We start from the raw sequence: 22279 nt of genomic DNA, 5'->3' as shown, positions 1-22279 counted from the left end.
CCGGTAGGGCACGAAAAAATCGCGGCGTTAGAGGCTCACCGCGCCGCGTTGGTTGGTTGGTTGGTTGGTTGGTTGGTTAAGGATTACGCGATTCACCGCTTCCGTCAATCCCTTCGTCGGGCGATTTCCCGCATATTAAAGCAGAAATTCCCGCCGCGGGCAACGGCTACGTTTCCGGGCTCTGCGCCTAATGTCCCAGCAGCGCGCGCGCGTGTTCGAGCGCTTCTCTGGATTCTTCGTCGCCGGAGAGCATACGCGCTATTTCGCGCTCGCGCGCTTCGCCCGCGACTTCGGATATTTCCGTGTCGTCGCCGGTGCGTTTGACGACGAAGTGCTGGTCCGCCATCGCGGCTATCGTCGCCTGGTGGGTTATCAGTATCGTGCGGCAGCGCTTCGAGAGCTCGCGGAGCTTGTAGCCTGCGAGGAGCGCCGTTTTGCCGCCGAGGCCGGCCTCAACTTCGTCGAAGACGAGGGTTCCGGGCAGTTTGTCGTCGCCAGCGGAGAGCTGCACCGCGATGAGGATGCGTGAAAGTTCGCCGCCCGAGGCGTTTTTGCCTACCGGCAGCGGCTTCTGCTCCGGCAGCGCGAGCGTGAAGCAGACGTTTTCCGCGCCGTTCGCGCGGACGCGGTCGAGCGGCTCTATCTCTATTCCGAACTCCGCATATTCCATGCCGAGCTCGCGAAGGTGGCCGTTGACCGAGGCGGCGAGCGAGGCGGCGGCCTCTTTGCGCCGCGCGCGCAGCTCCATCGCGAGGCGCGAGGTTTCGCGGCGCAGCTCGGCGGCCTCTTTTCCGAGCGCTTCGAGCTCTTCGCGGCTTTTTTTGAGCCATTCGAGCTCTGCGGCGGCGGTCTTCGCGTATTCCATGACCTCCGCGGCGTCGGGAAGCGAGAGCGCCCTTTTGATTTTCCGCAGCGCGCCTATCTTTTTTTCGAGATTTTCTTTCGCCTCTTCGGCGTCGGCGCCGTCTGAGGCGCGGCACTCGGCGGCGAGCATAGACGAAAATTCCTGCGCGCCGGATAGCATTTTCTCTATCACTGGCCGCCATTTTTCGCCGTCGCGCCCTGCCGCTGCGTAGACGCTTTTCGCGGCGTTTTCGAGGCGGTCGAGCAGTCCGTGCTCCGGGTCGTTCATCTGCATCGAAGCCGCGCGCATCGCGCGGTTCGCGGCCTCTTCGGCGTCGATTTTCGCGAGCTCGGCCTCCCACTGCCGCTCGCTTTCCTCTTCGAGCCTGAGCGCTGAGACCTGCCGGATGACGGTTGGCGCGCCTTCGTAGCGTTGTTCGCTCTCGCGCCGCCTTTTTTTGAGCGCGACGATCTGTTTCTCCGCCGCGAGCGCGGCTGTGAAGGTCTCGTCAAGCTCTGCGAGCAGCGCGGACGTCTCCGCCCCACCGCACGAGTCGACCAGTTCGAGCTGGCGCGCCGGTTCGAGCAGGCTCAGCTGCGCAAACTGGCTCTGTATGACGATATTGCGCTCCATCGCCTTTATGAGCACGGTGAGCGGCGCGTTCTGCCCCTGGAGCGTGCAGCGGCCTTTGCCGCTTCGCGTGAAGGTGCGGCGCGCTATCAGCGAGTTTTCCTGCGGCTGGTAACGTTTTTCGAGTCCCTCGACGGGTGCGGAGGTCAGCACGGCTTCGGCTTCGCACGAATCGTCGGCGCTGCGTATGTGGTTCGCCTGCGCGCGGCGGCCGGATATGAATTCGAGCGCGCGCACGAGGCTGCTTTTGCCCGCGCCGCTTTCGCCGGTGATTACTATGAATTCGCCGCCGAAGGCGAGCGACGCGCTTTTTATTCCGCCTATTCCGCGTATCGAGAGCTCTTCTAACATTTATTCGCCTCCACCGCTTATGCCGTTGAATCCCCAGCGCAGCTTTTTGCGCAGGAGGTCGTAGTAGCTTCTGCCGTTGAGCTGTATCATCTGCACGCGAATGTCGGGGTCGAGCATTGCGTGCAGCTCGTCGCCCGGCAGCAGCTCGTAGCCGAGCTGTCCGTCCTGCGTGAGCATGAGGCTGCGCGCGTCGCCCTTCGGTATGACTACGGCCCTGTCCTCCCCGCTCAGTATGACGGGGCGCGCGTAGAGCGTGTGGGCGCATATCGGCGCGACTATCATGCAGGGCACGTGAGGCGGCACTATGGGGCCGCCGGCCGAGAGCGCGTAGGCGGTCGAGCCGGTCGGCGTCGAAAGTATGAGGCCGTCGGCGAGGAAGAGCGTCAGCGTCTCGCCGCCGACCTTTACCTCAAGGTCCGTGACGCGCGCGATGCTGCCCTTCGATATTACGAAGTCGTTCAGCGCGTGGAGCTCGTGGACGAGCCTGCCTGAGCGCCAGACCTGCCCCTTGAGCAGATGGCGGCGCTGGAGCGTGTAATGGCCCGCTATAATTGATTTTATGTCCTCTTCGGCGGATTCGGGGCTGCCTATCGCGAGGAAGCCGAGCCGCCCGAGGTTGATGCCGTAGAGCGGTATCGCGTTGCCGAAGGTGTAGCGCGCGGCGCGCAGGAAAGTTCCGTCGCCGCCGAGGATTACCGCGAAGGCCGCCTCTTTGCGCCACGTCTCGTCGTCTACGCCGGGAATGGAGATGGCCGACGCCTCGTGCGGCGGGAAGAGGAAGCTTATCCCCTCGTCCCTCCCCCAGTGCCAGAGCCGCCACGCCGTTTCGATGGCTTCGGGCTTCTGCGTGTTAAAGAGCAGTCCTATCTTTTTCATGTCCTTCGTCATTTGCGTTGCTCCTCCGGTTCGGATGCTGCGCCGCGTGCGCGTGCGCCTCTTCGACTATTCTGCGGAAGTCCGGGCGCGCGCCGCCGCGCGAGGCGGCTTTGTGCTTCAGGAAAAACAGGAACTCTATATTGCCCTCGGGGCCTCGTATCGGAGAATAGTCCGCCGCTTCGAGGGCGAGCCCCGTGTGCTCGTCTATGAAGTCCGCGACCTCGTTGAGTATATCCTCGTGAAGCTTCGGGTCCGTTATGACGCCTTTGCCGACGCGCTCGCGCCCCGCCTCGAACTGCGGCTTCACGAGCACCGCCATGACGCCGTCGTCAGCGAGCAGATTTTCCATCGCGCCGAAGAGCAGCGTCAGCGATATGAACGAGGCGTCGGAGACTATAACGTCGGCCTTTTCGCCGTCTATCATGTCGAGCGTCAGATTGCGCGCGTTTGTGCGCTCCATGACGCGGACGCGCGGATCATTGCGCAGCTTCCACGCGAGCTGGCCGTAGCCGACGTCGACGGCGTAGACGAGCGCCGCGCCGTTGGCGAGAAGCACGTCCGTGAAGCCTCCCGTCGAGGCACCGACGTCGACGCAGCGTTTTCCGTGCGCATCTATCGGAAAGCGCTCGAACGCGCGCAGAAGCTTGTACGCGCCGCGGCTGACCCATTCTTTTTCCGGCGCGTCGACGATTATCGCCGCCGCGGCGCTCACCATAGAGGCGGGCTTTTTCGCGACCGCGCCGTCGACCTTCACGCGCCCTTCTTCTATTAAAAGCTGCGCGGCCGTGCGAGACGGCGCGAGCTTTCTGTCCGTTATCAGCTTGTCGAGACGTATCAGCTTCGCGCTCATTTTTCCACACCGCAGAGCTTCATGATATTTTCGACGGTCAGGCCGCATTCCTCCCACTGCTGCGCGCGCGTCGCGTGCGCGATGAACCTGTCCGGCACTCCGGCGCAGGCGCACGATGCGGCGATTCCGCGCTCCTTCATCAGCGCGGCTATCTCTTCGCCTACGCCGCCGGCGAGCGCGTTTTCCTCCGCCGTCACTATGGTTTTGTGCGAGGCTAAAACCGGCAGAAGCCCCTCAATGTCGAGCGGCTTTATAAAGCGCAGGTCTACGACCGTCGGCGCTGCTCCGCGTTTTGAAATTTCTTCCGCCGCCTCGAGCATCATGGGAACTGTGCTCCCGACGCCGATGAGGCAGATTTCGGAGCCTTCGCGCAGGACTTCGCACTTTCCCCATTCAGCGGGGGCCGCGCCGGTTTCGCGCGCTAGCGAGAGCGGCGCCTTGCCGCGCGGATAGCGTATCGCTGCCGGGATTCCGCGCCGCCGCCATTCTTCTACGAAAAATTCCAAATCGACGGCGTCGCGCGGCGCGGCGAGCGTCATGTTCGGAACGGCGCGCAGCCACGAGACGTCGAGGATGCCGTGATGCGTCTCGCCGTCCTCGCCGACGAGTCCCGCGCGGTCGATCCCGAGCAGCACGGGCAGTTTCGGCAGGCATATATCGTGCATCACCTGGTCCATAGCCCTTTGCAGGAAGGTCGAATAGATGCAGACGGCGGGGCGCATTCCCGCGGCGGCGAGCCCCGCGGCGTAGACGAGCATGTGCTCCTCTTCTATGCCTGTGTCGAAGAATCGCTGCGGATAGCGCTTCGCGAAGGCGTCGAGCTTCGTGCCGTCCTTCATCGCCGCCGTCCCGGCCATCACCTTCGGGTCGCGCTCGGCTGCGGCGCAGAGCGCGCGCGCCATGACGCCGCTCCAGCTATCCTCGCCTCCGGCCTTCTCCGCCGGAGCGTCGATTTTCGTCATCGGCCCGACGCCGTGGAAGAAAGCGGGGTTTTCCTCCGCCGCCTTGCAGCCCTTGCCCTTCTGCGTCAGCACGTGGATGAGCAACGGCTCGTCGTAATGGCGCGCGAGGCGGAAAACCTCCTCCATCTCCGTGACGTTGTGGCCGTTGAACGGGCCCCAGTAGCTTATGTTGAGCTCTTCGAAAATGTTCGTCGGCAGCAGCAGCGACTTCAGCTTCTGCTTTATCTGCGAAAGCGCCTGATGGACGCTCTCGCCGTTCCTGCGTCCCGCGCACTGGTATTTGACGTAGTCCTTGAATTTTTTGTATGTCGGGTTGACGGCGAGCTTCGCGAGGTGCGAGGCCATGCCGCCGACGCGCGGGTTTATCGACATTTTGTTGTCGTTGAGGACTATTATCACCTTGGATTTGACGCTCGCCATCGCGTTGAGCGCCTCGAAAGAAACTCCGTTGAGCAGCGCGCCGTCGCCAATCACCGCGACGACCTCGTAGCTTTCGCGCTTGAGGTCGCGCGCCTTCGCGTAGCCCATAGCCGCGGAGATGGACGTGCTGCTGTGGCCCGTCGTGAAGAAATCGTAAGGGCTTTCGTCCATGCGCGGGAAACCCGCGATGCCGCCCTTGCGGCGCAGCGTCGGGAAGCGGTCGAGGCGCTTCGTCAGCAGCTTGTACGCGTAGCTCTGATGGCCCACGTCGAATATTATCTTGTCGGAGTCGGGGTTGAATACGCGCAGCAGCGCGACCGTCAGCTCGACGGCTCCGAGCGACGAGCTCAGGTGTCCGCCGTTTTTGAGCGTGACGTCGAGTATTCTTTCGCGCAGCTCCGCGCACAGCGCGCCGAGCTCCTCTTCGCTGAGTCCGTAGAGGCCCCTGAAGTCCTCGACGGAATCCAAAAGACTCATGCCTTCTATTCCACCAGTCTTTATTTTGTCCTATGGACGAGATATTCGGGGAGAAGAACGAGGAAATCGTCCTCCGGCAAAATTCCCGCGAGCGCCGCCTTCGCGGCCTCCGACTCCCGCGCCGCCATCTCGCGCGCGCGTTCGAGGCCGTAGACCGTCACGTGCGTCACCTTGCCGTCGCGCTCGTCCTTGCCCGGAGTTTTGCCGAGTTCCTCCGCCGTGCTCGTCACGTCAAGTATATCATCGACTATCTGAAACGCGGAGCCGAGATGCGCGGCGTAGTCCGCGTATCTGGAGAGCGACGCTTCGTCCGCTCCGCCGAGTGCCGCGCCCGTCAGCACGGCGGCCTGAATCAGCGCGCCTGTCTTGAGCTTTGCTATGCGGCGCACGTAGTCCGGCTCGTCCTTCGCCTTCGCGGCGTCGATGTCGAGCACCTGGCCGCCGCAGACGCCGGAGGGGCCGATAGCCTTCGCGAAGATGTGCATCGCGCGCAGGACGTTCGCGGGCGCTATGTCCTTCAGCTTTGCCATCGGGAACTCGAGCGACTGCACGAAGAGCGCGTCGCCGGCAAGCAGCGCGAGCGTCTCGCCGAACTTCGCGTGGTTCGACGGTTTGCCGCGGCGCATGTCGTCGTCGTCCATGCACGGCAGGTCGTCGTGTATAAGCGTCGCCGTGTGCAGCATTTCAAGGCCGAGCGCCATCGGCATCGCCTTTTCCTCGTCCACGCCGGCGCGCTTCGCCGCTGCGAGGCAGAGCGCGGGACGCAGCCGTTTGCCGCCCGCGCGCAGCGAATATTCCATCGACTCGAAGAGCTCCGCCGGCACTCCTGCGGCGCGCTCTTCGCACGTCTCTATAATGTAGCCCTCGACCGCGAGCCTGTATCTTTCGAGCTCGCCTTTTACATAAGCGCGAAGTTCTTCCTTCATCTCGTTACGCCTCCTCCGCGCCCGTCTGCGGCGCGGCGTATTCCTGGGAGAGCATCGTTATCTTTTTCTGCGCGTCCTCGAGATAGGCGCGGCATTCGCGAACGAGCGCGACTCCCCTCTCGTATTCGGCGAGCGCCGAGTCGAGCGTGAGCGAGTCTCCTTCGAGATCCCTCAGTATCTTTTCCAGTTCGTCCATCTTTTCAGCGAAATTCATATAAAACGCTCTCCTTTATTTCTTTTATCTGCCTTGTGATGTTGCCACTTTCCGTATTGCTATGATACAATGTGCTGGTTGATTGTTTCAAGGAAACAAGGGGGGAAACAAATGTCAAAATTCTGTGACTGCTGCGGCCGCGGGCCCGTTACGGGAAACGCGGTGAGCCATTCGAACCGCCATACAAGACGCCGCTGGCTCATCAACATTCAGAGCGTCAGAGTCGACGTAGGCGGAGGGGAGACCCGCAAGCTCCATATCTGCACCAAGTGCCTCCGTTCCGGTAAAGTACAGAGAGCCGTGTAACACGGCTCTTTTTTTATTCCCTTTTACTTCCGTCATTCCGCATTTCAATTCCATAGACTACTTCCCTCTCGCTTCGTCGAGCAGCTCCTGCGCGCCCTCTTCGTCGACGAGCAGGTCGCGCGGGCGCGAGCCGTCGGCGGGGCCGACGATCCCGAGCTGTTCCATCATGTCTATAAGCCTCGACGCGCGCGAGAATCCTACGCGCAGCCGCCGCTGGAGGCCGCTAGCCGAGGCTATGCCCGTGGCGAGCACAGTTTCGACCGCCTCCTCGAGCAGGTCGTCGTCGAAGGTTCCGCCGGAGCCGCCGCTTCCGCCCTTTTCTCCCTGCGCCTCTATCTCGATGAACTCCGGCTCTCCGAAGGTGTTCGTGATGTAGGCGAGCCAGCCCGCGAGGATTTTTTCGTCAATCCACGGAGACTGGATGCGTATAGGCTTCGGATGCTTCGTCGAAAGGAAGAGCATGTCGCCCTTGCCGAGCAGCTTTTCCGCGCCCGCGCAGTCGATTATCGTGCGCGAGTCGGCGTTGCTCGGAAGCGTGAAGGCGACGCGCGCGGGAATGTTCGCCTTGATAAGCCCCGTAATTATGTTGACCGACGGACGCTGCGTCGCGAGCATCAGGTGTATGCCTGTCGCGCGCGCCATCTGCGCGAGGCGGCAGATGTATTCCTCGACCTCTTTCGCGGCCGTCATCATAAGGTCGGCGAGCTCGTCGACGACTATGACGATATGCGGCAGGCGGTCCTTCGGCAGGACTTTTTCGTTGTAGCCTTCGAGGTTGCGCACGCGGATTTTCGCGAAGGTCGTATAGCGGTTCTCCATCTCGCGTATGAGCCACGCTAGCGCCTGCACCGCCTTCTTCGGGTCGGTGACGGGCGGCGTCAGCAGATGAGGCAGCTTGTCGTAGACCGCCATCTCGACGCGCTTCGGGTCGACAAGTATCATGCGCAGCTCCTCTGGCGTGCGCTTCGAGCAGAGGCCGACTATGCAGGAGTTGACGAAGACGCTCTTTCCCGAGCCGGTAGTCCCCGCGACGAGCAGATGCGGAAGCTCCTCGAGGCCGACTATTATCGAGTCGCCGTTGACGGCGACGCCGAAGGGCAGCGGAAGCGCGAGCTTCGTGTGCTGGAAGCCGTCGTCCTCGATGACGGTGCGCAGCGGTATGCCGCGGCGCTTCGGGTTCGGAATCTCTATGCCGACGTAGGGCTTGCCGGGAATCGGCGCTTCTATGCGCAGGCTCGGCACGGCCATCGCGAGCGCGATGTCGTTGGCGAGCGCGGCGACCTTGCTGACCTTGATGCCGGGCGCAAGCTGTATGCGGAACTGTATGACCGTCGGCCCGACGAGGATTTCCGCAAGATGCGACTCAATCCCGAACTGTTCAAGCGCGCGCACGATTTTCTCGCCGAGCGGCGCGGCCTTCTCCTCGTCCATCTCGCCGTCGCGCGATTCGCTCGGTCCGAAAATTTCAATCGGCGGCGGGAAAATTCCCTGCTTCACGCGGCGCGAGCCGCCCTCTTCAAAATTGAAGTTCGGGTCCTGTATCGTAGGATGCAGAGCCGGCTCTCCGGCCTTTTTCAGAGATTCGGGGTCGTTGTAGTCTATTCCCTCCTCGTCCTCCTCCGCTTCGGCGGCGGCGCTTGCCGCGCGTCCGCGCCGCAGGACGGGCGGCGCGTCGTATTTATCGCGCTCCGGCCTCTCTTCGTCGTAGTCGAAATAATCCTTGTCGCCGTCGAACTCGGAGATGTTCGGCGCGTCGTTTTCATCTGATTCGCCGTCGTATACCTCGTCGTACTCGACGTCCGCCTCTTCCTCATATTCCGCCGGTTCGCCGCCCTCTTTTGCGCGGCGGCCGAATTTAGGCAGGCTGAAGCTCGGAAGCGAAATGCTGGGCAGTTTTATGAAAGACAACAGATGAATGTTGAAGGCCATAAGCGTCAGATATATCGTTAGAAGTCCCGCGAGGACGGTGCCGAGTATCCCCGTGGATTTGTATATCGCGGAGCTCATTCCGTAGCCGAACTTCCCCGCCGCGAGGAACGGCAGCGCAAGCTCGCGCTCCCCTCCCGTCAGCCTGTTGAGGCCGAGCGTCATGGAGAGGAAGATGAATATGAAGAACATTCCGCAGAGATGGCGCAGCCAGCCGTTCATCGGCGACGCGAGTATCAGCTTGACCTCCGTGTAAAGCAGGAAGAGCAGCGGGATTATCACGGCGCCGCCGATGTTTGAGAGCAGCCAGCCGGCCGTCGCCGCGCCGGCGTCTCCGGTCCACGGCGTGTAGAGCGAGGCTATTACGTAGAGCGTGACGAGCGCGGCGACGATGTTGAATATTTTGAAGGCCGTGCGCAGCTCTCCGAAAATCTCCTTTATGTCGAATTTTCTCGCCTTCGCCTTTTCCTTGGGCGTGCTCTTTCTTCTGCGGCGCGATGGGGCCGCTTCCTGTTCTCTCATGCTTCGCTGCCTCCGACCGTGAGACCTTCTATGAGCATCGAGGGCTGTCCGTCAGTGACGGGGACGCTCTGCCCCGATTTCCCGCACATTCCGGGGTCCATGACCAGGTTGTTCCCGAGCGCGGAGATGTTGCGCAGCGCCTCCGGGCCGTTGCCCGTCAGTATCGCGCCGCGCACCGGAGCGCCGAGCCTTCCTTTTTCGATGAGATATGCCTCGCTGACGTAGAAGACGAAATCTCCCGAGGTTGGGTCCACTTCCCCGCCGCCCATCTTCTTTACGAAAAGGCCGCGCTCCGTGCGCGCGAGCATGGTGTCGAGGTCGTCGCGCCCAGGCAGCAGGTATGTGTTGCTCATGCGCGGGACTGGGACGCAGCGGTAGGACTCGCGCCGCCCGTTGCCGGTGAGCGGTAGGCCGTAGAGCTGCGAAGAGAGCACGTCCGTGAGGTAATTTTTGAGCACGCCGTTCTCTATCAGCACCGTGCGCTGCGCGGGCGTGCCCTCGTCGTCGAAGCGGTAGTTGCCGTAGAGCCCTTCCGTAAGCGGGCCGTCTATCATTGTGACCGTCTCGTGGGCGACTTTCTCTCCTATTTTGCCGCGGTAGGTCGAGTAATCCTTCTCGACTATGTCGGCCTCAAGGCCGTGTCCGCAGGCCTCGTGGACTATCGTGCCGCCGGCCTCGCCCGCCATGAGCACGCGCATTTTCCCGGCGGGACAGGGACGGGCCTCGAGCATCAGCAGAGCGCGGCGCAGCGCCGTGCGCGCGAGCTCGAGCGGCGACGCGCCGCTCCAGAAAAGCTCCTGCGGCAGCGTCATGCAGCGGCGCTCGGAGCCTGTCTGCACGACGCCGTCGCGCTCCGCTATCACCTGCGCCGCGAACGACGTGTAGTATCTTTCGTCCTCCGCGATTTCGCCGCCGGGCTTGACGACGAGTATCCTGCGCCGCGACACCGTGTAACGGTAGGACGACTGGCGGATATAGGGAGATTCCTTTTTTATCGTTTCGTCAATTTCGCGCAGGAACGACGCGTCGGGCTGCTTCGCCGGATTTTCGGCCTGCTCGACTGCGAAGCCGTCAGGTGCCGCGCCCGACGGCGCTCCGACGCCTGCCATCTCGGCGCAGCGCGCGAAGGCCGAGGCTATAGCCGCCGCTCCGCCGCCGGGCGCGTGCGAGTAGAAGGTCTTGCCGTTCACGATGATGCGGCTGCCGGAGCCGTCCGCGGTCGACGAAGAAATCTCGTCGATTTTCCCGTCCTCGAAGTGGACGGAGTGCCCCTCGCCGCTCTGTATGTAGACGTCGGCGTACTGCGCGCCGTTCTTCATCGCCTTCGCTATGTTTTCATGGAAAAAATCAAGGCTGCAATTCATTCTTTCAGTTCTCCCGTCTCTTCGTCCTCAGTGTTTTCAGTTATCGGAATGCCCTCCGCCCTCAGCGACTCCATAAGGCTCAGCAGGTATTGCTCCTGCCCGACAGGCGTGAAGACGGTTATCTTCCCCGCCTTCGCATCGTCGGTCTGGAGGAAGCCGATGCCCTCTGCCGCGTCGATTATCCAGCTTATATAATATATGTCCTCGTGCGGGACGGTAAACTTCAGCGCTTTTATCTCGGGCTTCATCGCGTCATCCCCCGCTGCTTCGCAATGTGCTCGCCATAGGTCCTGCTGAATATGTGCCTTCCCCTGCCGTCCGCGAAGAAGAAGAGATATTCCGTCTCCTGCGGCGCGAGCGCGCTCTTCCATGAGCTTTCGGAGGGCACGCATATCGGTCCCGGCGGCAGGCCGTCGTTCCGGTATGTGTTGTACGGCGAGTCGATTTCAAGATCTTTGTACGTGAGTGCCGTCTTCTTTTCGCCGCGCTCGGCCCAGCAGTATATGACCGTCGCGCAGGACTGTAGGCGCATCTTTTTTTCTATCCTTTTGAGGAATATCCCGGCGAGTATCGGGCGCTCCTCCGCGACGCGGGCCTCGCCCTCGACCACGGAGGCGAGCACGCCGCGCATGAGCACGTCGTTCGCTGGCGTGTCTTCGGGGATGTCTTTACCGACTCTCTCAAACCAGAGGCGCGAGGCCGACGCGATAAAGCCGTCAGCGACGGCGGGGCCGGGCGCTACAAAATATGTCTCGGGCAGAAGGAACACCATCCGCGCGCGCACGTCCTCCGGCAGCCATTTGCGCACCGGCTCGTAAAAATTTTCGGCCTTCGCCATAGCGGAATAGAAATCCGCCGCGGTCACGCCCTCCTCCGCGAAGAGCGCCGCGAGCCTGTCGAAGCGCGAGCCTGGGATCAGCGCCGCACGCTCGACGACGGGCTTCGCCTTTTCGAGCTGCTTCACGGCTCCGCGCGGCGTAGAGCGGCGCAGCGTATAAAGCCCGGGCTTTATCTTCCTGTCGAGCCCGGAGCGGGCCATCTCGCGCACGAGCGCGCCCGCGTCGTCCACGACGCCCGCCTCTTCGAGCAGGCGCGCCGCTGCGCCCGCCGAGGCTCCCGACGGTATGACGACCTCGAAGCTTCGGAAATATCCGTCCGGCAGCTCCGGATATGCATACGGCAGATAGAGGCAGACGAAGCAATACGCCGAAGCCGCGATTATGTAAACGATGATATCCGTAATCCTGTCCTTCAATGCACAGCCCTCCCGCGCGCCGTTCAAAGCGTTACTTATTATATATGATAATTGACAGTCTGTAAGCTAAAGCGCGGCGAACGCTTTGTAAACTTTGATTGTGCTTCCCTGTATTGACATTGACGGAGCTTTGGCGTATAAAAGTTAGCTAGTTAAGTCTTTGAGTACGGGAGGGCCGCCGGTGTCATACTTCGCATATTCTTCGTCGTCATGCAGTTCGTCGCGCCTCTCCTCGTGGAGCGGTATTTGTTCCGCGCGCCCGTCTCAAAGCGAACAGCATTGACGCGCCGTACACCGGCGCATGAAGCAGAAACGTTTTGAGACCGGAGGATTCTTTCGGTCTCTTTTTTATTTTATGAGGGAGGTTTTATCTTGAGAAAATATCTATTGACTCCCGGGCCCGTCGAGGTTCCGCCGCCGGTCCTCGCCGCGCAGGGCGCGCAGATGGAGAGCCACAGGTGCGCCGCTTTTTCGTCGCTCTTCATGGGAATATCGGAGAAGCTCGGAGAGCTGCTCGAAAGCTCCCAGCCCGTCGTCATACTCCCTTCTTCGGGGACGGGGGCGCTCGAGTGCGCCGCGGTCAACTTTCTCGGCGCGGGAGATAAATTCATCTCGCTCTCCTGCGGCGCATTCGGCAAAAGATTCCGCGAGATAGCGCTGCGCACCGGCGCGCAGGGAGTCTTCGGCGATTACGAGGAAGGGCGCGCCCCTACGCCAGAGGACGCGGCGGCGCTGCTGCGCGCGCACCCCGACGCCAAGGCGCTGCTCGTCACGCACAACGAGACCTCGACCGGCGTGACGGTCCCGGTGCGCGAAATCATCTCGGCTCTGCCGGAGGAGAACCGCCCGCTGATTTTAGTCGACGGCGTCAGCTCCGTCGGCGCGATGGAATGCTTCCCCGAGGAATGGGGAATCGATGTGCTCTGCACCGCATCGCAGAAGGGCCTTATGACGCCGCCAGGCCTCGGCTTCGTCTGGCTCTCGAAGCGCGCGCTCGCCGCGCTCGAAAAGCGCGATTGCCCGAGCTACTACTTCGACCTCAAGCTTCATCTAAAATATATGAAAAAAGATTCCTACGAAAACCCCTACACGCCGCCGGTGTCGCTCTACTACGCGCTCGACGCGGCGCTCGGCGTCATATTGAAGGACGGCGCGCGCGAATGGTTCGCGAAGCGCCGCCGCTGGGCGGACGGCTTCGCATCAGGCCTCGAGGCTATGGGCTTCGAGCTTCTCGTAAAAGACCCGGCGATTCGTTCCGCCGGCGTCACGGCCTTTTTCGCGCCTGACGGCAAGAGCGAAGCCGTGCGCAAAATACTTTCGCGCATGGGGCTGACGACGGCGGGCGGACAGGGCGCGCTCAAGGGTAAGATAATACGCTCCGCGCACTACAGCGACTGGGGCGAGGCTGAGCTTGCGGAAATACTCGGCGCTTTCGGCGAAGCGCTGAAAGAGACTGCGGAATAACGCCGCGGCGAACACAGGCGAAATCAACGAAGGATTGGACGGCTGAAACAAGATGGATAATAAATGGAAAGTCCTTGTAACGGAGAAGGTCGGAGAGGCCGGCCTCGACATATTCAGAAACGCGCCCGAGGTGGAGCTTGAAGTCGCCCTCGGCCTTACGGACGAGCAGATAATAGAACAGCTCGCCGGCGTCGACGCGATACTGACGCGCAGCGGCACGACGATGGACGAGAAAAAAATCGAGGCCGGAGACAGGCTCAAGGTCATAGGCCGCGCGGGAGTCGGCGTCGACAACATCGACCTGCCCGCCGCGAGCCGCCGCGGGATAATAGTCATCAACGCGCCGAGCGGAAACACGCTCGCGGCGACGGAGCTGACGATGGCGAACATGCTAGCCGTCGTTCGCATGGTTCCTCAGGCCTGCGCCTCGCTCCACGCCGGAAAATGGAACAGGAACAAATTCACGGGCCGCCAGCTCAGCGGCAAAAAGCTGCTCGTCATCGGCCTCGGCAGGATAGGCAGCGAAGTCGCGAAGCGCGCGCGCGCATTCGGCATGGAGGTCGTCGCCTACGACCCCTACATCCCGCACACGAAGGCCGATTCGCTACACGTCGAGCTCATGAGCGACCTCGAAGGGGCCGTATCTCTCGCCGACATGGTGACGATACACACGCCGCTCACCGAAGAAACGGCGAACATGATAGACGAAAGCATGCTGCGCGTCTTCAAGCACGGAGCGTACCTCGTGAACTGCGCGCGCGGCGGCATCGTCGACGAGGCGGCAGTCGCGCAGGCGGTGCGCGACGGGCGGCTCGGCGGCTTCGCGACCGATGTTTACAGCGCGGAGCCTCTCACGCCGGGGCACCCGTTCCTCGCCGAGGACATAGCGGACAGGATAGTAATAACGCCGCACATCGGCGCGAACACCGTCGAGGCGCAGTCCGAGGTCTCGCGCATAGCGGCGCAGAACATGCTCAGCGTGCTGCGCGGCGAGCCCTACAACCACGCGGTGAACCTGCCCTTCCTCGAACAGGCGCTCAACAACGACCAGCGCATGTACCTCAGTCTCTCGCGCAAGATAGGCCTGCTCGCGGCGAAGCTCGCGCAGGTGCGCGGCTCCGCTCCGCACAAATGCCACGTCACGCTGCGCGGCCCGCTCTTCGACGACGAGGAAAAGCGCCTTGCGAACAAGCTGCGCCCCTACACCATCGCGGTGCTCAAAGGCATGCTCGAGATCAGCATCGGCACGCCGGTCAGCTACATGCTAGCGCCGCTGCTCGCGAAGGACAGGGACATCTCCATCGACGAGAGCTATGGAGAGCCGCGTACCTACAAGAACACGATAGAGGTCGAGCTCGAGACCGCAAAGGGCTCCGTCTCGCTGCTTGCGACGATAACGGAAGAGGGCCGCCAGAGAATAGTCCGCGTCAACGACTACTGGGTCGACTTCGTGCCGACCGGCAAGCTGCTCATCTTCCAGAACCACGACCGCCCCGGCGTCATAGGCAAGATAGGAAGCATCCTCGGCGAAGCGGGCGTCAACATCGCGAACTTCGCGCTCGGACGCAAGGAAGGCAGCGGCCTCGCGCTCGGCGCGCTCGAAATCGACGGAGAGACGGACGACAGCCTCAACGGCGAGCTCATCAAGAGCGGCGACATGGTCTGGGTCGCGACTGTAGACTTCACGAAGGCGGGATAAAAGCATGAGATTTTTCGTAATACGCCACGGCGAGACGGCGTGGAACGTCGAGGGACGCTTCCAGGGGCAGAAGGACACAGCGCTGAACGAAAAGGGGCTCGCGCAGGCCGCTACGCTCGGAGAGCGGCTCGCCGGACACAGCTTCGAAGCGGTGCTCACAAGCCCGCTCGACCGCGCGAAAAAGACCGCCGAGCTCGCCGCCTCGAAGTGCGAGTTCGGAGAATTTACGGAAATTCCGGCCTTCACGGAAATCAACCACGGAGACTGGGAGGGCCGCCTCTCGACCGAAGTTGCGGAAGAATGGCCCGAGCTTCTCCGCCGCTGGCACACCGCGCCCGAGACTGTGAAGATGCCCGGCGAAGGCGGCGAGAGCCTCGAGGACATAGCGCGCAGGGCGGTTCCCGCGGTTGAAGCGGCGGCGAAAAAATACAAGGGCGACGTGCTCCTCGCCTCGCACGACGCGGTCATCAAGGTCCTGCTCTGCTACTGGCTCGACGCCCCGCTTTCGAGCTTTTTCAGATTCCAGGTGCCGAACTGCAGCATCACGATAGTCGAGATGAAGGAAGGCTGCGCGCCGAGAATGAGCCTCATGGGCGACGCCGCGCATCTAGGCGGAAACTTCGAAAGCCCCGAGCAAAAGGGCTTGTAGTATAATTGTTGAAAAATCTACGGCAATAGGCGAGTGATACGAAATGCTTGGAGCTCTCGTAGGCGATATAGTGGGCTCGGTCTTTGAGCGCGCCCCGCATAAAAGCAAAGAGTTCGACTTCATCTCCGAAAAAAGCCGCTTCACGGACGACTCCGTCCTGACGCTTGCGACGGCGGACGCGATACTGCACGGCTACGGCTACATGGAGGTATTCAAATACTGGGGGCGCTGCTACCCGAACGCCGGATACGGCGACAAATTCTTCAGATGGTGCCTCTCCGACGAGAAGGAACAAGGCGAAAGCTTCGGCAACGGCTCCGCGATGCGCGTCTCCCCCGTCGCGTGGGCCTTCGACACGCTCGACGAAGTCCTCGCCGAGGCTAAGAAAAGCGCCGAACCGAGCCACAACCACCCAGAGGGCATAAAGGGCGCGTCGGCCGTCGCCGCGGCGATATTCCTCGCGCGCACGGGAAAGTCCAAGGACGAGATAAAAGAATACGTCGAAAAGGAATTCGGCTACGACCTGAGCCGCACCGTCGGCAAGATAAGACGCGGCTACAAATTCGACGCCACATGCCCGGGCAGCGTGCCCGAGGCGCTCATAGCGTTCCTCGACTCCGACTCCTTCGAGGACGCGCTGCGCAACGCCGTCTCTCTCGGCGGAGACTCCGACACTCAGGCCTGCATCGCGGGCGCAGTGGCGGAAGCCTTCTACGGCCCGATATCAGAAAAATGGGTCTCTCTGCTCAACGTCCTGCTGCCGCAGGAGGCGATCAAGGTCGCCGAGGAATTCAACAAAAAATACCTCGGCTCGCGCTACAACTTCTTCGCCTGCGCCGTCGAGGGCAGCTCCGGAGAGCCGTGCAAAAACGGCGCGCCGCACAATCTGCTCAGGCTCGACCCGTCGGACTGCCGCTGGTGGGTGCGCTCTCCCGAGACAGACGAAGAGGTCTGGGCCTTCGCCGCCGGCTCCGGCAAAAAATCCGGTCCCGTCGTCTGCTTCTGCACCGGCACGTCCGTCATCTTCGACTACCTCTCCTTCAAAACCTTCGAGGATGCGTTCATCGCGCTGAACCGCAACGGCTTCGACCTCTACTTTGAAAACTATTCCGAGGGAGATATCAACGTCTACGACTACGGCCTCCGCCCGCCGCGCCGCCGCTTCGAGATAGAAGAGCACCCGCTCTTCTCCGCGGGAGACGAGTGGAGCTGAGGAAGCAATCTCTGCAAAATTATTAACAGCGGCAAAAAACGGGAGCGGCCAGCAACGTCGGCGCCCTCCCGTTTTTACATTCGCGCGCGGAATATTCTTTCTTGATTATTTTTCCGATAGTTATACAATATAAGCTAGTGTGGCAACTCTAACTCTTAGGAGGAATTTGCGATGGAATTAAAGGGAAGCAAGACTGAGAAGAACCTGTGGGAAGCTTTTGCCGGCGAGTCTATGGCCCGCAACAAGTACACCTATTTCGCGTCGGCTGCGAAGAAGGCCGGATATGAGCAGATCGCGGCTATCTTCCAGGAGACCGCCGACAACGAGAAGGAGCATGCGAAGCTTCACTTCAAGGCCCTTTCCGGCATAGGCGACACGCTCGCCAACCTCCTCGCGGCCGCAGCCGGCGAGCATGAGGAGTGGACGGAGATGTATCCGCGCATGGCGAAGGAGGCCCGCGAAGAGGGCTTCAACGACCTCGCCGTTATGTTCGAGGGCATCGCGAAGGTAGAGGCCGAGCACGAGAAGCGCTATCGCGAGCTCGCGAAGAACGTCGAGGACGGCACAGTATTCGCGAAGGGCGGCAAGCTCTTCTGGAAGTGCCGTAACTGCGGCGCGGTCTTCGAACTCGACAAGGCCCCCGAGAAGTGCCCCGTCTGCCAGCACCCGCAGGCCTACTTCGAGATCCAGGCGAAGAACTGGTAAACCGCCGGTTTCACGTTATTTCAGCTGAAAACGCAGACGCCGCCTCCCTCGCGGAAGCGGCGTCTTTCGTATATAAATCTCCGCGCTTTCTAAAATTTCCTCAGCTTTTCTATTTTGGGAAGATATACGCAGAGGTGCAGCGCCGCGGCGGCGTTCACCGCGAAGACGGCGAGGAGCGCTGCCCTGTATCCGTCCGGCGAAAAATGGCCGCCCGCGACGGGATAGAAATTCAGTATGACGCCGACGAGCCACTGCATCAGGAACGACGCCGCGAAGATTATAAAATTGAGCAGAGAGAAGACGCGCCCTGTCTCCTCCACGGCGAAGAGGCGTCCTATTATCGGAAACGAGATCATCGCATCGTGGAAAGGAACATAACGGGACACCAAAGCGGCGCGGCCCTTCCGCCGAAAAGCGCGAGCCCCCCCATGAGCGCGGAGAACAGCACGCCGGTGCAGGCGTAGAGCCTTTCCCACGTCATCCATTTCCAGCGCGAGCAGAAATCCGCGGTCACGCCGTTGAGCAGATAGCCCGCCGCTATTCCCGCGGAGCTGAGCAGCATCATGAGCCCCGCGCTGCGCTCGCCGAGCGCCGCAGCGTCGCGCATCCACGGCCCTATCCACAGATAGGCGAAGGAATACAATACGGCCTCGGTCGCCGTGACGACGGGCGCGACGTACCAGAGCCTTTTGTCCCACGCGAAGCGCAGCATCCCGCAGGCGGAGCTCAGCAGCGTCTCTACGCGTCCCTCAGTTCCGCAATCCTCGCGCGGCGCGCAGAACAGCAGCATAGCTATAGAGAGCGCCACCGCTCCTCCGCTTGCGAACATTATCTGCCGCCACGTAAAATATTCGAGCGCCAGCGTCACGGGATGCGTCGCCGCCATAAAGCCGACGCCGCCGACGAAGCTCTGGATGCTGAAGGCGAGCGGCAGCCGCCTCTTCGGCAGCCAGTGGGTGAACGATTTGAAGGACGAGAGCAGCGCGCCCGCGAAGCCGGCTCCGATGAGCGCGCGCGCCGCGAGCAGCGCCGCGTAGCTCTCCGCAGCGGCGAAGAGCAGCGTTCCGGCGCAGGCCAGCAAAAGCATGGCGACTAGCGTGTTTCTACCGCCGTACCTGTCGAGCATGACGCCGAGCGGGAACTGCGCGAGGCCGAAGGCCGCGAGGTTCACCGAGATGAATCCCCCGAGCTGAGCCGGAGAGAGGCCGAAGTCCGCCGTAATATAAGGCGCCGTTATCGACGTTATACTCCCGATGAGGTACTTATAAAGAAAGAAAACCCGAACGGGATAAGCAGCCCGCAGAAAAAGCGGCGAGAAAAGTCTGCCTTCGTTTGCTTCTATGTCGTTTTTCATAAAATCGCGTTCCTGTCAAAAAATGATGCGGGCGCGTGTGTCCGGCGCGCCCGCGTGAAATTATAGCATTCTCCGAAGCGCGAAGAGTGTGCGCTAAAAGTTTGGGCGTGAGTATGTCCCCACGGCCCCGCCGCAAATTTGCAGATTTCGCAGTGAGCTGCTGAAATATATATAATGTCTCATAATATTGATAACATTATATTACACGGCCTCGCCCGTATTTTTCGTCGCGCGTTATAGCTCGATTGTCTCCATGTCGTCGGGGATGTAAAGATTTCCGTGATAATACCGCCGCCCCTCGGCCGTGTAGAGCTCTTTGCGGTTTTTGATGTTTTTATCCTCGGTGTGGTAAAGCAGGAGGTTTTTCACGCCGAGCCGCTCCGCGAGCTCGCAGGCGTCCTTTACCGTCGAGTGGTGTTTTTCGTAGGGCTTGAACGTTCCGGCCTGCGAATGGAGGCAGAAGGCTTCGTGCAGCAGCCACTTGCTTCCCTCGGCGTACCGGCGTTCGCATTCGTTGTACGGCTCATCGCCGCAGCAGGTGAGCTTTTCGCCGCCGCCCAAGTCCATGCAGAAGCCGTACTGCTTCGCCTTCGTCGAAAGTATGTCGAAGAAGGCGAATTTCCTGCCTATTATCTCGCGCTCTTCACCGTCGCCTACCGTTATCAGGTGCAGCCGCTTTCCTATGAAGGCGGACTCCTTCGCGCTGAGCAGCTTGCGCGCCATGTCGTCTATAAGGGCTATGACCTCGTCGTGCGCGTAGATGCGTGCCTCGCCGTCGTATGTGCCGCGGCTCATGTTCTGGCATATCATGCGCGCCATCCAGATTATGCCGAGCAGGTGGTCGATGTGCTTGTGCGTCACGAATATGTCGCGTATATCCTTCCAGTCTGTTCCGGCCTGCTTCAGCCGGCGCAGCACCGTGTTTCCGCCCCCGCCGTCGACGAGCATATGTTTTCCATCGCCGCTCAGCACGAAGCAGGTGTTGTAGCATTCGGTCACTGTCGCGTTGCCGGTTCCGAGCATCGTTATTTTCATTTCTGTATCTTGCCGCCTTTTCGTTGATTTCACGCCTCGGGCGCGGCGCGCCCTTCGACGGGACAATGATAGCACCGCGGGCGCAGGACGCAAGAAAGCCGCGGCTTCTTTGCGATGCCGCGGCTTTCCATTATGTCATATAATTTTTGTAACGTTATTTGCTCTTCGCTACGAGGTCGGTGAGGTAGGCGTCGTCCGCGATGTACGGGAGCGTGATGTGTCCGTCGCTGCGCTTCGCGTTGAAGGTCTCGACCGTCTCGATGGCGTGCTCGTTGCGGGCCCAGGCGCGTCTCGCGACTCCGCTGATGACGTCCCAGCTCATGGACTCGAGGATTATTCTATCGACTCTCTCGCTTCCGTCAAGGACGAGTCCGAATCCGCCGTTGATGGATTTGCCGGTGCCGACGCCGCCGCCGTTGTGGAGCGCGACGAGGCTCATGCCGCGGGCGCAGTTTCCGGCGAAGGTGTGGATCGCCATTTCGGCCATGACGTTGCTGCCGTCGTAGATGTTCGAGGTCTCGCGGTAGGGCGAGTCGGTGCCGGATACGTCGTGGTGGTCGCGTCCGAGCATGACGGGGCCGATTTCGCCGTTGCGGACCATTTCGTTGAAGCGGAGGGCTATCTTCATGCGGCCCTCTTCATCCTGATAGAGGATGCGGCACTGCGTACCGACGACGAGCTTGTTCTTCTCCGCGTCGCGGATCCAGACCCAGTTGTCGTGGTCCTGGAAGCGGCGGTTTTCGTCGATACACTCCATCGCGGCGTGGTCGGTCTTGATGAGGTCCTCGGGGTTGCGCGAGAGGCAGCACCAGCGGAACGGTCCGTAGCCGTAGTCGAAGAGGAGCGGTCCCATGATGTCTTCGACGTAGGAGGGGAAGATGAAGCCTTCGAAGGTGTTTTCGCCGTTCTTGGCGATTTCCTTCACGCCGGAATCAAATACCGCGCGCATGAAGGCGTTGCCGTAGTCGAAGAAGTATGCTCCCTTCGCGACGAGGGCCTTGATGAGCTCGAAGTGCTTCTTGAGGGTCTTGTTGACGAGGCGGACAAATTCGTCGTGGTCTTCGGCGAGGAGGCGCGTTCTCTCTTCGAAGCTGATTCCCTGCGGGCAGTAGCCTCCGTCGTAGACGGCGTGGCAGGAGGTCTGGTCGGAGAGGAGCTCGACGTTCTTATCGTTGTCGAGCGCGTACTGGAGAAGGTCGACGATGTTGCCTTCGTAGGCTATCGAGAGCGGCTTGCCCTCGGCCATTGCTTCCTCGGCCCACGCGAAAGCCTCGGCGAGGTCCTTCGTCCTCTTGCTGACCCAGCCCTGGTTGTAGCGCGTGTCGATGCGCGACGGGTCGACTTCGGCGATGATCGCGGCGGCGCCGGCTATCTCGGCAGCCTTCGGCTGAGCTCCGCTCATTCCGCCAAGTCCGGACGAAATGAAGAGGTGTCCCGCAAGTCCCTTGCCTTCGGCGAGGTGGAACTTCTTGCGGCCCGCGTTGAGCAGCGTGTTGTAGGTTCCGTGTACGATTCCCTGCGGCCCGATGTACATCCAGCCGCCGGCGGTCATCTGTCCGTAGTTCGCTACGCCGAGCGCGGTCGCGCGGCGGAAGTTCTCCGGGTCGTCGAAGAGTCCGACCATAAGGCCGTTCGTGAGGATGACGCGCGGCGCGGAAGGATGCGAGCGGAAGAGTCCGAGCGGATGGCCCGACTGCACTACGAGCGTCTGGTCCTGCGTAACGATTTCGAGATATTTCTTGATGAGAAGGTACTGCATCCAGTTCTGGCAGACCTGCCCGGTCTCTCCGTAGGTGACGAGCTCGTAAGGATAGAGCGCCACGTCGAAGTCGAGGTTGTTGTCGATCATTACCTGGAGGGCTTTGCCTTCGATGCACTTGCCCTTATATTCGTCGATGGGTTTGCCGTAGAGCTTCCCTTTCGGACGGAAGCGGTAGCCGTAGATGCGTCCGTGCTCCTGGTATTCCTTGAGGAACTCGGGGGCGAGCTCTTTGTGGTACTTCTCGGGGATGTAGCGCAGCGCGTTCTTGAGCGCGAGGACGACTTCCTTGTCGTTGAGGACCTGTCCCCTGTTGGGAGCCCTTCTTATTCCGGGCTCAAATTCCGGCATCTCCGGAAGTCCGTCCGGAAATTCCAGCCTGAGTTCAAGCGCTTTTCCTGCCGCGTCATGCATAGTTCATTACTCCTCCCATAGATATATCAAAATATATGAGGCTTGCCGCCTTTATCATAATCTT

Annotated in this window: 20 protein-coding genes; 6 read left to right on the top strand and 14 right to left on the bottom strand. The window is 61.2% G+C overall.

Annotated elements, in window-relative coordinates:
- Window positions 1–187: 187 nt before the first annotated feature.
- From ABGT66_RS07830 to xseB, 6 genes are read right to left on the bottom strand one after another with little or no spacing between them, the layout of a single operon-like run.
- On the bottom strand, window positions 188–1825 hold the full coding sequence (locus ABGT66_RS07830) for an AAA family ATPase (RefSeq protein WP_346689954.1): 1638 nt from the start codon (window positions 1823–1825) through the stop codon (window positions 188–190).
- Complete coding sequence (locus ABGT66_RS07825; protein ID WP_294193653.1) at window positions 1826–2713, bottom strand: NAD(+)/NADH kinase; 888 nt, start codon at window positions 2711–2713, stop codon at window positions 1826–1828.
- The gene (locus tag ABGT66_RS07820; RefSeq protein ID WP_346689952.1) at window positions 2676–3551 is read right to left on the bottom strand and encodes a TlyA family RNA methyltransferase; all 876 of its coding nucleotides are present in this window, start codon (window positions 3549–3551) and stop codon (window positions 2676–2678) included. The genes ABGT66_RS07825 and ABGT66_RS07820 overlap by 38 nt, the downstream gene beginning before the upstream one ends.
- Window positions 3548–5410, bottom strand: coding sequence for a 1-deoxy-D-xylulose-5-phosphate synthase (gene dxs, locus ABGT66_RS07815; RefSeq protein ID WP_346689950.1), 1863 nt, complete (start codon window positions 5408–5410; stop codon window positions 3548–3550). Before dxs ends, ABGT66_RS07820 begins: the two co-directional genes overlap by 4 nt.
- Window positions 5411–5430: 20 nt before the next feature.
- Window positions 5431–6336 (bottom strand): polyprenyl synthetase family protein, encoded by a 906-nt coding sequence (locus ABGT66_RS07810; protein ID WP_346689948.1) that lies wholly within the window; start codon window positions 6334–6336, stop codon window positions 5431–5433.
- A 4-nt stretch (window positions 6337–6340) separates the two neighbouring features.
- Window positions 6341–6550: an exodeoxyribonuclease VII small subunit gene (gene xseB / locus ABGT66_RS07805; protein WP_294193649.1), complete on the bottom strand. Its 210-nt coding sequence runs from the start codon at window positions 6548–6550 to the stop codon at window positions 6341–6343.
- 111 nt (window positions 6551–6661) lie between these two features.
- Between xseB and rpmB the strand changes: the two genes are divergently transcribed.
- Window positions 6662–6856 (top strand): 50S ribosomal protein L28, encoded by a 195-nt coding sequence (gene rpmB, locus ABGT66_RS07800; protein WP_087367852.1) that lies wholly within the window; start codon window positions 6662–6664, stop codon window positions 6854–6856.
- 57 nt (window positions 6857–6913) lie between these two features.
- Here rpmB and ABGT66_RS07795 read toward each other — a convergent pair whose 3' ends face one another.
- Genes ABGT66_RS07795 through mltG form a run of 4 tightly spaced genes read right to left on the bottom strand, consistent with a single transcriptional unit; the run spans window position 6914 to window position 11923 of the window.
- On the bottom strand, window positions 6914–9304 hold the full coding sequence (locus ABGT66_RS07795; protein ID WP_346689946.1) for a DNA translocase FtsK 4TM domain-containing protein: 2391 nt from the start codon (window positions 9302–9304) through the stop codon (window positions 6914–6916).
- On the bottom strand, window positions 9301–10668 hold the full coding sequence (locus ABGT66_RS07790) for a TldD/PmbA family protein (RefSeq protein WP_346689945.1): 1368 nt from the start codon (window positions 10666–10668) through the stop codon (window positions 9301–9303). The genes ABGT66_RS07795 and ABGT66_RS07790 overlap by 4 nt, the downstream gene beginning before the upstream one ends.
- Window positions 10665–10916: a DUF4911 domain-containing protein gene (locus tag ABGT66_RS07785; RefSeq protein WP_346689944.1), complete on the bottom strand. Its 252-nt coding sequence runs from the start codon at window positions 10914–10916 to the stop codon at window positions 10665–10667. The genes ABGT66_RS07790 and ABGT66_RS07785 overlap by 4 nt, the downstream gene beginning before the upstream one ends.
- Window positions 10913–11923, bottom strand: coding sequence for an endolytic transglycosylase MltG (mltG, locus tag ABGT66_RS07780; RefSeq protein ID WP_346689942.1), 1011 nt, complete (start codon window positions 11921–11923; stop codon window positions 10913–10915). Before mltG ends, ABGT66_RS07785 begins: the two co-directional genes overlap by 4 nt.
- Before the next feature lie 372 nt (window positions 11924–12295).
- Here mltG and ABGT66_RS07775 point away from each other — a divergent pair, with 372 nt between their 5' ends.
- The 5 genes from ABGT66_RS07775 to rbr all read left to right on the top strand — a co-directional run bounded on the left by ABGT66_RS07775 (window position 12296) and on the right by rbr (window position 17653).
- Complete coding sequence (locus ABGT66_RS07775; RefSeq protein ID WP_346689940.1) at window positions 12296–13387, top strand: alanine--glyoxylate aminotransferase family protein; 1092 nt, start codon at window positions 12296–12298, stop codon at window positions 13385–13387.
- 52 nt (window positions 13388–13439) lie between these two features.
- Window positions 13440–15086, top strand: coding sequence for a phosphoglycerate dehydrogenase (serA, locus tag ABGT66_RS07770; RefSeq protein WP_346689938.1), 1647 nt, complete (start codon window positions 13440–13442; stop codon window positions 15084–15086).
- A 4-nt stretch (window positions 15087–15090) separates the two neighbouring features.
- Window positions 15091–15735 (top strand): histidine phosphatase family protein, encoded by a 645-nt coding sequence (locus ABGT66_RS07765; protein WP_346689937.1) that lies wholly within the window; start codon window positions 15091–15093, stop codon window positions 15733–15735.
- A gap of 43 nt (window positions 15736–15778) precedes the next feature.
- On the top strand, window positions 15779–16948 hold the full coding sequence (locus ABGT66_RS07760; RefSeq protein WP_303149402.1) for an ADP-ribosylglycohydrolase family protein: 1170 nt from the start codon (window positions 15779–15781) through the stop codon (window positions 16946–16948).
- Between the two features lie 171 nt (window positions 16949–17119).
- Window positions 17120–17653 carry a rubrerythrin gene (rbr, locus tag ABGT66_RS07755; protein ID WP_294193640.1) on the top strand — a complete coding sequence of 178 codons (534 nt, stop codon included), beginning with the start codon at window positions 17120–17122 and terminating at the stop codon, window positions 17651–17653.
- 89 nt (window positions 17654–17742) lie between these two features.
- On the opposite strand, the gene ABGT66_RS07750 is transcribed toward rbr, so the two are convergent.
- The 4 genes from ABGT66_RS07750 to ABGT66_RS07735 form a co-directional block, all read right to left on the bottom strand.
- The gene (locus ABGT66_RS07750; protein WP_346689935.1) at window positions 17743–18009 is read right to left on the bottom strand and encodes a hypothetical protein; all 267 of its coding nucleotides are present in this window, start codon (window positions 18007–18009) and stop codon (window positions 17743–17745) included.
- Entirely contained in the window at window positions 18006–19007 is a 1002-nt protein-coding gene (locus tag ABGT66_RS07745) for an MFS transporter (RefSeq protein WP_346689934.1), read from the bottom strand. Before ABGT66_RS07745 ends, ABGT66_RS07750 begins: the two co-directional genes overlap by 4 nt.
- 234 nt (window positions 19008–19241) lie before the next feature.
- Complete coding sequence (locus ABGT66_RS07740) at window positions 19242–20042, bottom strand: MBL fold metallo-hydrolase (protein ID WP_346689932.1); 801 nt, start codon at window positions 20040–20042, stop codon at window positions 19242–19244.
- Window positions 20043–20196: 154 nt separating this feature from the next.
- Entirely contained in the window at window positions 20197–22215 is a 2019-nt protein-coding gene (locus ABGT66_RS07735) for a urocanate hydratase (RefSeq protein ID WP_346689930.1), read from the bottom strand.
- Window positions 22216–22279 lie beyond the last annotated feature (64 nt).

The sequence above is a fragment of the uncultured Cloacibacillus sp. genome, assembly GCF_963926575.1.
In the GTDB taxonomy this organism is placed as follows: domain Bacteria; phylum Synergistota; class Synergistia; order Synergistales; family Synergistaceae; genus Caccocola; species Caccocola faecigallinarum.
Note: the sequence above shows the minus strand (reverse complement) of the source record. Positions and strands in the feature narration are given on the sequence as shown.